The organism is Pseudomonas sp. 9_2_1 (assembly GCF_059295275.1).
This window is the reverse complement of sequence record NZ_CM181239.1, coordinates 5,661,100-5,673,749: the sequence shown is the minus strand read 5'-3', so window position 1 is coordinate 5,673,749 and position 12,650 is coordinate 5,661,100. Positions and strand designations below refer to the sequence as shown.

Below are 12,650 nucleotides of genomic sequence, written 5' to 3'. Positions count from 1 at the left end.
GTTGCAACTGGCAAAAATACCAGTTGCCGGCCAGAAAAAAGCCCCTGCCGATTGCTCGGCAGGGGCTTTCGCACAGCGCTGCAGGAAAAATTACAGGCCGGCGGCGTCACGCAACGACTGGGCGCGGTCGGTGCGCTCCCAAGTGAAGGTGGTGAAGGTGTCGTCGCCGACCGTCTTCTGCTGCGGGGTGCGGCCGAAGTGGCCGTAGGCAGCGGTTTCCTGGTACATCGGGTGCAGCAGGTCGAGCATGGTGGTGATGGCGTACGGACGCAGGTCGAAGCACTCGCGCACCAGCTGGATGATCTTCTCGTCGGAGACCTTGCCGGTACCGAAGGTGTTGATCGAGATGGAAGTCGGCTGGGCTACGCCGATGGCGTACGAAACCTGGATCTCGCAGCGCTCGGCCAGGCCGGCAGCGACGATGTTCTTGGCCACGTAGCGGCCGGCGTAGGCCGCGGAACGGTCGACCTTGGACGGGTCTTTGCCAGAGAACGCGCCGCCGCCGTGGCGCGCCATGCCGCCGTAGGAGTCGACGATGATCTTGCGGCCGGTCAGGCCGCAGTCACCCACCGGGCCACCGATGATGAAGTTGCCGGTCGGGTTGATGTGGTACTGGGTGCCCTTGTGTAGCAGTTCGGCAGGCAGGGTGTGCTTGACGATCAGCTCCATCACGGCTTCCTGCAGGTCTTTCTGCGAAACCTCAGGGTTGTGCTGGGTCGACAGCACGATCGCGTCGATACCCACTACCTTGCCGTTTTCGTAACGGCAGGTGACCTGGGATTTCGCGTCCGGGCGCAGCCACGGCAGCAGGCCGGACTTGCGGGCTTCGGCCTGGCGCTCGACCAGACGGTGCGAGAAGCAGATCGGTGCCGGCATCAGCACTTCGGTTTCGTTGCTGGCGTAGCCGAACATCAGGCCCTGGTCACCGGCACCCTGGTCTTCCGGCTTGGAGCGGTCGACGCCCTGGGCGATGTCCACCGACTGCTTGCCGATGATGTTCATCACAGCGCAGGTGGCGCCGTCGAAACCGACGTCGGAGCTGTTGTAGCCGATGTCGATGATCACCTTGCGCACCAGGTCTTCCAGGTCGACCCAGGCCGAGGTGGTGACTTCACCGGCGATGATGGCGACACCGGTCTTGACCAGGGTTTCGCAAGCTACGCGGGCGTATTTGTCCTGGGCGATGATGGCATCGAGGACGGCGTCCGAAATCTGGTCGGCGATCTTGTCCGGATGCCCTTCGGACACGGACTCGGAGGTGAAAAGGGAGTATTCGCTCATCTCGAAGGTTCCTGAAATTTACCGATGGTGTATGTCGCCAGCCGTGCGCTGGAAATGGCGGACCTGGATCTGGAAACCGTTACGCAAGCCCACGTACAGGCTGTCGCCGAGGGCCAGCCCGGCAGCGTTGGCCCAGCGGGCCAGGTCGTCCTGTTCGAAGCCAAGCCACAGGTCGCCGCACGCTTCCCGCGCCCACCCCTGGTCATGGCTGCAAAGTTCGGTGACCAGCAAGCTGCCGCCTGCCTTCACCCGATTGGCCAGCTGGCGCAAGGCCAGGGCCGGGTCGCTGAAATGGTGCAGGACCATGTTCAGCACAACGCAGTCGGCGGCCACATCCGTTGCACCCAGTGCATCGGCCAACTGCAGGTTCACGTTGTCGAGCCCTTCGCGCTGGCACACCTGGCGCGCCAGCTCGAGCATGGTCGGGCTGTTGTCCAAAGCGGTGACCCGGGCGAAGCGCCGGGCCAGGTCTGGCAGGAAGCCGCCGTCACCGGGGCCGACCTCCAGGGCGCTGGCAGCCGGGTCGAAATTCAGCTTGTCGAGCAGTGCCAGCAGGCTTTCGCGGTACTGCGGCAGGCCGGCAATAAGGTCTTGCTGGGCGCGAAACTTTTCTTCCACGCGCAAGAAGAAGTCCTGGCTGGTTACCGCGCGGCGCTGCTGCACCTGGGCGATCCGCGCCTGCACGTCCGGCGGCAGCGTCAGGCCGTCGACCTCTTCAAGCAACGCCGCATGCAGCCGGCCGCCCAGGCGCAGGCTGTCGGGCAGGGCGCGGCGGTAGAAGATGGCATTGCCTTCGCGGCGGGTCGCTACCAGCTCTGCCTGGGCCAGCACCTTCAGGTGGTGGCTCATGCCTGACTGGCCTACGTCGAATATCTGCGCCAGCTCCAGCACGCCGAACGAATCGTTGGCCAGGGCGCGCAGTACGTTCAGGCGCAACTCGTCGCCACTGGCCTTGCACAGGGCAGCCAGTGTTTCGCGTTGCTCGGGAATGGATTGCGCACGGAGGTTCATGGGGCGGCAGTCTAGACAGGCATCGATGCCCTAGCAAGGCCAATATCAAAAAGTTTTGATATTGAGTGATGGGCGGGCCGTTTCACCCGGTTTTGCCCCGAATTGAATGCCAATCACAGGAAAATCCCCCGACTGCGACCATACGTCATTGCCCCCGGCACCCCCAGTGGGCGAAAATAGCCGCCTTTTTCGTGACACCACCTATTCAAGCCCCCCCAGGAGACCAGCGATGCCCAGCCGTCGTGAACGTGCCAACGCCATTCGCGCCCTCAGCATGGATGCCGTGCAAAAGGCTAATAGCGGCCACCCAGGTGCCCCAATGGGCATGGCGGATATCGCCGAAGTACTGTGGCGTGACTACCTGAAGCACAACCCGAGCAACCCACATTTCGCCGACCGTGACCGCTTCGTGCTGTCCAACGGCCACGGCTCGATGCTGATCTACTCGCTGCTGCACCTGACCGGCTACGACCTGTCGATCGACGACCTCAAGGCCTTCCGCCAGCTGCACAGCCGCACCCCGGGCCACCCGGAGCTCGGTTACACCCCAGGCGTGGAGACCACCACCGGCCCGCTGGGCCAGGGCCTGGCCAACGCCGTGGGCTTCGCCCTGGCGGAAAAGGTACTGGCTGCCCAGTTCAACCGTGACGGCCACGACATCGTCGACCACAACACTTATGTGTTCCTCGGCGACGGCTGCATGATGGAAGGCATCTCCCACGAAGTCGCCTCGCTGGCCGGCACCCTGGGCCTGAACAAGCTGGTCGCCTTCTACGACGACAACGGCATCTCCATCGACGGTGAAGTGCATGGCTGGTTCACCGACAACACCCCGGCGCGCTTCGAAGCCTACAACTGGCAGGTGATCCGCAACGTCGACGGCCACGATGCCGAAGAAATCAAGATGGCCATCGAGACGGCGCGCAAGAGCGACCGCCCGACCCTGATCTGCTGCAAGACCATCATCGGCTTCGGTTCGCCGAACAAGCAGGGCAAGGAAGACTGCCACGGCGCACCGCTGGGCAATGACGAAATCGCCCTGGCCCGTAAAGAACTGAACTGGAACCACGGCCCGTTCGAAATCCCGGCCGACATTTATGCCGAATGGGATGCCAAGGCCGCCGGTGCCAAGGCCGAAGCCGACTGGAACCAGCGTTTCGACGCCTACGCCAAGGCCTACCCGGAGCTGGCTGCCGAGTTCAAGCGCCGTGACAGCGGCGAGCTGCCGGCCGACTTCAGCGAAAAGGCCCAGGCCTACATCAACGAAGTGGCTGCCAAAGGCGAAACCATCGCCAGCCGTAAAGCCAGCCAGAACGCCCTCAATGCGTTCGGCCCGCTGCTGCCTGAGTTCCTCGGTGGTTCGGCTGACCTGGCCGGCTCCAACCTGACCCTGTGGAAGGGCTGCAAGGGCGTCGAAGCCAATGACGCCAGCGGCAACTACGTGTTCTACGGCGTGCGCGAGTTCGGCATGACCGCCATCATGAACGGCGTTGCCCTGCACGGTGGCCTGGTGCCTTACGGCGCGACCTTCCTGATGTTCATGGAATACGCCCGCAACGCCGTGCGCATGTCGGCACTGATGAAGCAGCGGGTGATCCACGTCTACACCCACGACTCCATCGGCCTGGGCGAAGACGGCCCGACTCACCAGCCGATCGAGCAGCTGACCAGCCTGCGCAGCACGCCGAACCTGGACACCTGGCGCCCGGCCGATGCGGTGGAATCTGCCGTGTCCTGGAAAAACGCCCTGGAGCGCAAGGACGGCCCATCGGCGCTGATCTTCTCGCGTCAGAACCTGCAGCACCAGCAGCGTGATGCCCAGCAGATCGCTGACATCAGCCGCGGCGGCTACGTGCTCAAGGACTGCGCTGGCGAGCCTGAGCTGATCCTGATCGCTACCGGTTCCGAAGTGGGCCTGGCTGTGCAGGCCTTCGACAAGCTGACCGAGCAGGGCCGCAAGGTACGCGTGGTCTCCATGCCGTGCACCAGCGTGTTCGATGCCCAGGACGCCGCCTACAAGCAGTCCGTGCTGCCGCTGGAAGTAGGCGCGCGCATCGCCATCGAAGCTGCCCATGCCGACTTCTGGTACAAGTACGTCGGTCTGGAAGGTCGTATCATCGGCATGACCACCTACGGTGAGTCGGCGCCGGCTTCGGCACTGTTCGAAGAGTTCGGCTTCACCCTGGAGAACATCCTCGGTACTGCCGAAGAGCTGCTGGAAGACTGATGTAACAAAGGAGGGCAGTGACGCCCTCCAGGTCGTGCAAAGGGAGGGCTTTGCCCTCCATCGCGACGCAAGGCCGCTCCTGCAGGGACCGCGCAACCCAAGATGGCGGTGCGGTCCCTGCAGGAGCGGCCTTGCGTCGCGATGGGCCGCAACGCGGCCCCAACAGCCATCATGCGTTAGCGAGCCAACGAATGCCCCACCTGCGTCCCTACAAAGTTGCACTCAACGGTTATGGCCGTATTGGCCGCTGTGTCCTGCGCGCGCTGTTCGAGCGGGGGGCAAAGGCCGGTTTCGAGATCGTCGCGCTGAACGACCTGGCCGACCAGGCCAGCCTGGAATACCTGACACGCTTCGACTCCACCCACGGGCGTTTCCCCGGTGAGGTGAGGGTGGACGGCGACTGTCTGCATATCAATGGCGACTGCGTGAAGGTAATGCGCAGTGCCACCCCCGAGGGTATCGACTGGGCCGCCCTCGACATCGACCTGGTGCTGGAGTGTTCCGGCGCCTACAACACCCGTGCCGATGGCCAGCGCTTCCTCGATGCCGGCGCGCCGCGGGTGCTGTTCTCCCAGCCCATGGCCAGCGAGGCCGACGTCGATGCCACCGTGGTCTACGGCATCAACCAGGCCTGCCTGACCGGCAGCGAGCGCCTGGTGTCCAACGCCTCGTGCACGACCAACTGCGGTGTGCCGCTGCTGCGCGTGCTGGACCAGGCATTCGGCATCGAGTACGTGCAGATCACCACCATCCACTCGGCGATGAACGACCAGCCGGTGATCGACGCTTACCACCACGAAGACCTGCGCCGCACGCGCTCGGCCTTCCAGTCGGTGATCCCGGTGTCCACTGGTCTGGCGCGCGGTATCGAGCGGCTGCTTCCGGAACTTGCCGGGCGAATCCAGGCCAAAGCGGTACGTGTACCCACCGTCAACGTTTCGTGCCTGGACATCACCCTGCAGACCGCCCGCGACACCAGCGCGGCAGAGGTCAACCAGGTGCTGCGCCAAGCGGCGCTGGAAGGCCCGCTGAAAGGCTTGCTGGCCTACACCGAACTGCCGCACGCCAGCTGTGATTTCAACCACGACCCGCATTCGGCCATCGTCGATGCCAGCCAGACCCGTGTTTCCGGCCCCCGCCTGGTGAACCTGCTGGCCTGGTTCGACAACGAATGGGGGTTCGCCAACCGTATGCTCGACGTCGCCGAACACTTTCTGCACGTCGTTCACCCAACCCGCAACAAACAGCCCTGAAGGACTGCATTCATGACCGTGTTGAAGATGACCGACCTCGACCTGCAAGGTAAGCGCGTACTGATCCGCGAAGACCTCAACGTGCCTGTGAAGGACGGTGTGGTAGCCAGCGATGCGCGTATCCTGGCAGCGCTGCCGACCATCAAGCTGGCCCTGGAGAAGGGCGCAGCGGTAATGGTCTGCTCGCACTTGGGCCGCCCGACTGAAGGCGAGTTCTCTGCCGAGAACAGCCTCAAGCCGGTTGCCGACTACCTGAGCAAGGCCCTGGGCCGCGAAGTCCCGCTGGTTGCCGACTACCTGGACGGTGTCGAGGTAAAGGCCGGTGACCTGGTGCTGTTCGAGAACGTGCGCTTCAACAAGGGCGAGAAAAAGAACGCCGACGAGCTGGCACAAAAGTACGCCGCCCTGTGCGACGTGTTCGTCATGGATGCTTTCGGTACCGCACACCGCGCCGAAGGCTCGACCCATGGTGTCGCCAAGTTCGCCAAGGTTGCCGCTGCCGGCCCGTTGCTGGCTGCCGAGCTGGACGCCCTGGGCAAGGCCCTGAAAGCCCCGGCCAAGCCGATGGCGGCCATCGTTGCCGGCTCCAAGGTTTCCACCAAGCTCGACGTGCTGAACAGCCTGAGCGCGGTCTGTGACCTGCTGATCGTGGGTGGTGGCATCGCCAATACCTTCCTGGCCGCTGCCGGCCACCCGGTTGGCAAGTCGCTGTACGAGCCAGACCTGGTCGACACCGCCAAGGCCATTGCGGCCAAGGTCAACGTACCGCTGCCGGTTGACGTGGTGGTTGCCAAGGAATTCGCTGAAAGCGCCGAAGCCACCGTCAAGGCCATTGCCGACGTTGCCGCAGACGACATGATCCTGGACATCGGCCCGCAGACCGCAGCCAACTTCGCCGAGCTGCTGAAGTCGTCTAAGACCGTTTTGTGGAACGGCCCGGTGGGCGTGTTCGAATTCGACCAGTTCGGCAATGGCACCAAGGTGCTGGCCAATGCCATCGCCGACAGCGCGGCGTTCTCCATCGCCGGTGGCGGTGACACCCTGGCGGCCATCGACAAATATGGCGTCAGCAAGGATATCTCCTACATTTCTACCGGTGGTGGCGCCTTCCTCGAGTTCGTCGAGGGCAAGGTCCTGCCAGCGGTGGCAATCCTGGAAGAGCGGGCAAAGGCCTGATGACTTCGGCGCTTGGCAAAGGGAGTGGCCTGATGGTCAAGCAATTGCCTGTGATGATGCTGGCCGGCTTGCTGAGCGCTTGCGCCGGCAGCCCGGCCTCGGACGGCGACCCGTCGCACCCGCCCAAGGGCGGCTGCTACCAGTCCGAGTGGCAGGCCGAGACCGTGCCGGTCATCAGCAAGCGCGTGGGCCCGGAAGGCCTGGAAAAGTATGACGAAGACCACCAGCGCAAGGCGCCGGGTTGCCCTTGATCGGGTAGTCGGCAACCTGAAGGCTGATTTGTGGTCTTGGAAAGGGGGCCGCTATGCGGCCCATCGCCGGCAAGCCAGCTCCCACAGGTACAGCTTCTCTTGCAAGGATGTGCGGGGTCTGTGGGAGCTGGCTTGCCGGCGATGGGCTGCAAAGCAGCCCTGAATTGAGGAAACTGAATGAAAGCGCTTATGGCCGTAACGGCCCTGGCGACACTGGCAGGATGCTCACTGCTGCAGCCGGCGCAACCCGCCCCGGCAGACAACTGGACCCGTTGGGTCTGCGATACCCAGGCCGAAGTGCTGTGGCGCTTCGCCGACGCGCAACGCGACCAGGTCGACGTACGCCTTGGCGGCGGCGACCAGGTTTACCGGCTCAAGGCCGAGCCGGGTGCCTCGGGTGCGCTGTATAGCGATGGCATGCTGGCCTTCCACACCAAGGGCGAAGAAGGCCTGGTGTACTGGGTGGCAACCAACGATCTGATTGGGCGGGGCTGCAAGGCACCGTGACTGGCCGGGCCGCGAGGGTGGCCCACACTACTTGAACAGCAACCGCCCCTGCGGCAGGCTTGCACGAAACAGACGACGCTTGTCGGGAGAGAGATACACAATGGCACTCATTAGCATGCGCCAGATGCTGGACCACGCCGCCGAGTTCGGTTACGGCGTACCAGCTTTCAACGTCAACAACCTCGAGCAGATGCGCGCCATCATGGAAGCGGCCGACAAGACCGACTCTCCGGTGATCGTCCAGGCCTCGGCCGGTGCCCGCAAATACGCTGGCGCGCCGTTCCTGCGCCACCTGATCCTGGCTGCCATCGAAGAATTCCCGCATATCCCGGTGTGCATGCACCAGGACCACGGCACCAGCCCGGATGTCTGCCAGCGCTCGATCCAGCTGGGCTTCAGCTCGGTGATGATGGACGGCTCGCTGGGTGAAGACGGCAAGACCCCGACCGACTACGAGTACAACGTCCGCGTTACCCAGCAGACCGTCGCCATGGCGCACGCCTGCGGTGTTTCGGTTGAAGGCGAGCTGGGCTGCCTGGGTTCGCTGGAAACCGGCATGGCCGGTGAAGAAGACGGCATCGGCGCCGAAGGCGTGCTGGACCACAGCCAGATGCTGACCGACCCGGAAGAGGCCGCAGACTTCGTCAAGAAGACTCAGGTCGACGCCCTGGCGATCGCTATCGGTACCAGCCACGGTGCCTACAAGTTCACCAAGCCGCCAACCGGTGACATCCTGGCCATCGAGCGCATCAAGGAAATCCACAAGCGCATCCCCAACACTCACCTGGTGATGCACGGGTCCTCCTCGGTACCGCAAGAGTGGCTGGCGATCATCAACCAGTACGGCGGCGAGATCAAAGAGACCTACGGCGTACCGGTAGAAGAAATCGTCGAAGGCATCAAGTACGGCGTGCGCAAGGTCAACATCGACACCGACCTGCGCCTGGCCTCGACCGGTGCCATGCGCCGTCACATGGCCATGAACCCGAGCGAGTTCGACCCACGCAAGTTCTTCGCCGAAACCGTGAAGGCCATGCGTGACGTGTGCATCGCGCGTTATGAAGCCTTCGGCACTGCCGGCAACGCCTCGAAGATCAAGCCGATCTCCCTGGAAGGCATGTTCCAGCGCTATGCCAAAGGTGAGCTGGCCGCCAAGGTCAACTGATCCGCAGGCAACCCTGAAAAAACCCGCAGCGATGCGGGTTTTTTCATTTCTGGCGGCTACCACCTTGCGCTTTCTTTCCGCAGACCGACCGTTGGTCGGCTACCGTACAGTTAGCCACTGATAGCGTTCTGATTGCATTGCGTGTCGGCAGCTCAGGTCTAGAGTACTAAACGGATCCAACCGTATTTGAAGTCGGTCACATAATAGAGAAGCAGCATGGATGGCGCTCACCCTCAACCACAGCCACTGGATGGCAGCTCGGTTCTTCTGGTAGTAGACGACTACCCTGAGAATCTCATCAGCATGCGGGCATTGCTGGCCCGGCAGGATTGGCAAGTGTTGACGGCAAGCTCGGGGATGGAAGCCTTGAGTGCGCTGCTCGAACACGATGTCGACCTGGTGTTGCTGGATGTACAAATGCCGGAAATGGACGGCTTTGAAGTCGCCCGGCTGATGCGTGGCAGCCAGCGCACTCGGCTGACACCGATCATATTCCTCACCGCCAACGAACAGTCTGAAGCGGCCGTGCTCAAAGGCTACGCCAGCGGCGCCGTGGACTACATGTTCAAGCCGTTCGACCCGCAAATACTCAAGCCCAAGGTTCAGGCACTGCTCGACCAGCAGCGCAACCGGCGCATGCTGCAGCGCCTGACGCGTGAGCTGGAAGCGGCCAGGGCGTTCAACGCGTCAATCCTGGAAAACGCCGCCGAAGGCATCCTGGTAGTGGATGACAAGGGCATCATCGGTTTTGCCAACCCTGCCATTTCGCGCTTGCTGTCAGCGCCAGTGCAGCAGTTGCAGGGCGCCCACCTGCTCGACCTGGTGCAATTGGCCAGCGCCAGCCTGTGGCCAGAATCGGATTTCTACAAAGCCTATCTGGTTCGGCAGATTTTCCGCGTGCACGACGCCCAGCTGCGCACCGTGGCTGGCGAACTGGTGCCGGTGGCGTTGTCCTGCGCGCCGTTGCCGGCAGACCAGCAGGCCATGGTGGTGACCGTGCTGGACATGTCGGTAGTGCGCAACCTGCACCAGCAGCTTGAATACCAGGCCGTCACCGATCCGCTCACCGGCCTGCTCAACCGCCGCGGTTTCTACCAGGCCGCCGAGGGGGCGCTGCTGCGCAACGAGCGCTCGGACAAGGCACAGGCGCTGATGTACATGGACCTGGATGGCTTCAAGCGGATCAACGATTCGCTTGGCCACGATGCCGGCGACCGGGTACTGCGCTGGGTGGCCGAGCAGCTCAAGGACTGCCTGGGCAGCGATGCCCTGCTGGCGCGCATGGGTGGGGATGAGTTTACTGCGCTGTTCGACAGCCTGCCGTACCCGGAGCAGGCCGGGCGCTATGCCGAGCGTTTGCTCGAGCGTGTTTCCATCAGCCACGAAGTGGAAGGGCTGGATGTAACGCTCGGGGTCAGCATCGGCATCGCCACCTTTCCGGACTGCGGCGCCAATGTGGAAGGCCTGCTGCGGGCGGCGGATGCCGCGATGTATGCGGCCAAGCAGGCCGGTCGCCAGCAGTACCGCTTCTATGATCAGGAGCTCAATGGCCGGGCGCGGTCGCGGCTGATGCTCGAAGACAGCGTGCGCGCCGCCATCGAGCAGCAGGACTTCACCCTGGTCTACCAACCGCAGGTGGGTTTCAACGATGGTCGTCTGCGTGGCTTCGAGGCCTTGCTGCGCTGGCAGCACCCCAGTGTTGGCGATGTGCCGCCGGGGTTGTTCATCCCCTTGCTCGAGGAAGCGCGCCTGATCAACCGCCTGGCCAGCTGGATCTACCGGCAGGGCGCAGCGCAGCGCCAGGCATGGTGCCAGCGCTTCCCGGCCGACCTGGTGCTGGGCATCAGCCTGAGCCGCGCGCAGTTCGTCATGCCCGGCCTGGTCGAGGAGTTGCAGCGGGTCATCCAGCTTTACCAGCTGGCCCCGACGCAGCTGGAAGTGGAAGTGGCAGAAACCTCGCTGATGTACAACATCGATGCGGCCGTGAAGCAGATACACCGCTTGCGCGAGTTGGGGGTAAGGGTGGCGCTGGATGATTTTGGCGCGGGTGACTGTTCGCTACGCATGCTACGTGACCTGCCAATCGATACCCTCAAGCTTGACCGCCATCTGGTTGCGCGACTGCCCGACTCGGCAGTGGATGCGGCGCTGGTGCGCAGCGTCATCGGCCTGTGTACCGACTATCACATCACGGTCATCGCCGAAGGCGTGGAAACCCCGGCCCAGGCGGCCTGGCTGAGGGCCAATGATTGCGAATACGTGCAAGGGTTTTTAGTGGCGCACCCGATGACTGCGGCAGATGCCAGCGGCTTCCCGGCGATTTTCCCCTGGCCACGGGCGTGATTGGCTAGAATCGGCATTCGTTACGCCGACTACAGTGCCATGACCGTACTCCGTTATTTGCAAGCCTACCCTCCGCACCTGCAGGCGCAGGTGCGGCAGATGATCGACAGCGACCGCCTGGGCGAATACCTGCAGCGCCGCTACCCAGACCGCCATGACGTGCAAAGCGACAAAGCGTTGTATGGCTATGCCCAGGACCTGCGCCAGCAGTACCTGCGCAGCGCGCCGAACCTGGACAAGGTGCTGTTCGACAGCCGCCTCGACCTGACCCATCGGGCCCTGGGCCTGAACACGGCGGTATCGCGGGTGCAGGGCGGCAAGCTCAAGGCCAAGAAGGAGATCCGCATTGCGTCGCTGTTCAAGGAGGCCGCGCCGCAGTTCTTGCGCATGATCGTGGTGCACGAGCTGGCACATCTGCGCGAGCGCGATCACAACAAGGCGTTCTACCAGCTCTGCCAGCACATGGAGCCGGACTACCACCAACTGGAATTCGACCTGCGCGTCTACCTGACCTATCGGGAGCTGCCGGGCAACCCCTAAGGAACATGCAGCATGGAAGTGAGCAAGACCAAGAGCAGCTTCTACCGCCGCCTGTACGTGGCCTGGCTGATCGACAGCCAGACCGCGACCAGCGTGCCAGCCCTGATGGAGGCCACCGGCATGCCACGGCGCACCGCCCAGGACACTATCGCGGCGCTAGCCGACCTGGATATCGTCTGCGAGTTCGAGCAGCAGGAAGGCGCGCGCAACCACGCCGGGCATTACCGCATTCATGACTGGGGTGCGATCGACAAGCAGTGGATCATCCGCCATCTGCGGCAGATACGCGAAGTGCTGGACTACCCCTGAGGTTTATGGGAGCTGGCTTGCCGGCGAAAGGGGTGCAAAGCACCCCCGGCAATTCAGCCTTTGCGCATGCCGATATGTGGAATGTCATCTTCAAGGTATTCCTCACCCGCCACCACAAACCCATGCCTGGCATAAAACGCCTGCAAATGCGCCTGCGCCGACAGATAAACCGGTACTCCCGGCCAGCAATGCTCCGCCGCCTCCAGCGCCTTCGACAGCAACGTGTGCCCCAGCTTCAGCCCTCGCGCCGCAGGTGAAGTCACTACCCGCCCGATCACCACATCCCCGCCCTGGGATTGCGGATCGAGCAAACGCAGGTAAGCCACCAGTTTGTCTTCCTGCCACGCCATGAGGTGCAGGGTGTCGCCGCTCAGGTCCTGGCCATCGACGTCCTGATAGGCGCAGCGCTGCTCGACCACGAACACTTCGGTACGCAATTGCAGAATGGCGTAGAGCTGATCTTTGCCAAGGTCGGTGTGGTGCTTGCAGAGCCAGTCGATGGACACAGGCGCGAACTCCTTGAATGAGACCTCGATCATCGCATGTCGAATGCATTTGGCCAAAATAGAGGCTGAAAAGCACAGACC

Annotated in this window: 12 protein-coding genes; 9 read left to right on the top strand and 3 right to left on the bottom strand. The window is 63.2% G+C overall.

All coding sequences use genetic code 11. From position 1 onward, the window contains the following. Positions 1-90: 90 nt before the first annotated feature. Together metK and AC5O5I_RS25770 are read right to left on the bottom strand one after the other, a co-directional pair. Positions 91-1,281 (bottom strand): methionine adenosyltransferase, encoded by a 1,191-nt coding sequence (gene metK, locus AC5O5I_RS25775; RefSeq protein ID WP_172232944.1) that lies wholly within the window; start codon positions 1,279-1,281, stop codon positions 91-93. A gap of 18 nt (positions 1,282-1,299) precedes the next feature. Beyond that, positions 1,300-2,292, bottom strand: coding sequence for an ArsR/SmtB family transcription factor (locus AC5O5I_RS25770; protein ID WP_172232941.1), 993 nt, complete (start codon positions 2,290-2,292; stop codon positions 1,300-1,302). A gap of 229 nt (positions 2,293-2,521) precedes the next feature. Here AC5O5I_RS25770 and tkt point away from each other — a divergent pair, with 229 nt between their 5' ends. The 9 genes from tkt (at position 2,522) to AC5O5I_RS25725 (ending at position 12,063) form a co-directional block, all read left to right on the top strand. Next, the gene (gene tkt / locus AC5O5I_RS25765) at positions 2,522-4,519 is read left to right on the top strand and encodes a transketolase (RefSeq protein WP_172286755.1); all 1,998 of its coding nucleotides are present in this window, start codon (positions 2,522-2,524) and stop codon (positions 4,517-4,519) included. 191 nt (positions 4,520-4,710) lie between these two features. Next, positions 4,711-5,772: an erythrose-4-phosphate dehydrogenase gene (gene epd, locus AC5O5I_RS25760; protein WP_172227282.1), complete on the top strand. Its 1,062-nt coding sequence runs from the start codon at positions 4,711-4,713 to the stop codon at positions 5,770-5,772. Between the two features lie 12 nt (positions 5,773-5,784). Continuing rightward, positions 5,785-6,948, top strand: coding sequence for a phosphoglycerate kinase (locus AC5O5I_RS25755; RefSeq protein ID WP_494511770.1), 1,164 nt, complete (start codon positions 5,785-5,787; stop codon positions 6,946-6,948). Beyond that, entirely contained in the window at positions 6,948-7,199 is a 252-nt protein-coding gene (locus AC5O5I_RS25750; protein ID WP_172227278.1) for a hypothetical protein, read from the top strand. Before AC5O5I_RS25755 ends, AC5O5I_RS25750 begins: the two co-directional genes overlap by 1 nt. A 177-nt stretch (positions 7,200-7,376) precedes the next feature. Further along, complete coding sequence (locus AC5O5I_RS25745) at positions 7,377-7,706, top strand: MliC family protein (protein ID WP_172227276.1); 330 nt, start codon at positions 7,377-7,379, stop codon at positions 7,704-7,706. Positions 7,707-7,806: 100 nt separating this feature from the next. Next, positions 7,807-8,871: a class II fructose-bisphosphate aldolase gene (gene fba / locus AC5O5I_RS25740; RefSeq protein ID WP_172227274.1), complete on the top strand. Its 1,065-nt coding sequence runs from the start codon at positions 7,807-7,809 to the stop codon at positions 8,869-8,871. Positions 8,872-9,087: 216 nt separating this feature from the next. Further along, the gene (locus AC5O5I_RS25735; protein ID WP_172227272.1) at positions 9,088-11,214 is read left to right on the top strand and encodes a putative bifunctional diguanylate cyclase/phosphodiesterase; all 2,127 of its coding nucleotides are present in this window, start codon (positions 9,088-9,090) and stop codon (positions 11,212-11,214) included. 39 nt (positions 11,215-11,253) lie between these two features. Next, positions 11,254-11,754 carry a M48 metallopeptidase family protein gene (locus tag AC5O5I_RS25730; RefSeq protein WP_172286752.1) on the top strand — a complete coding sequence of 167 codons (501 nt, stop codon included), beginning with the start codon at positions 11,254-11,256 and terminating at the stop codon, positions 11,752-11,754. A gap of 12 nt (positions 11,755-11,766) precedes the next feature. After that, positions 11,767-12,063, top strand: a complete 297-nt coding sequence (locus tag AC5O5I_RS25725; RefSeq protein WP_494511769.1) for a winged helix-turn-helix domain-containing protein — start codon at positions 11,767-11,769, stop codon at positions 12,061-12,063. A 53-nt stretch (positions 12,064-12,116) separates the two neighbouring features. On the opposite strand, the gene AC5O5I_RS25720 is transcribed toward AC5O5I_RS25725, so the two are convergent. Further along, entirely contained in the window at positions 12,117-12,569 is a 453-nt protein-coding gene (locus AC5O5I_RS25720) for a GNAT family N-acetyltransferase (protein WP_172227268.1), read from the bottom strand. Positions 12,570-12,650 lie beyond the last annotated feature (81 nt).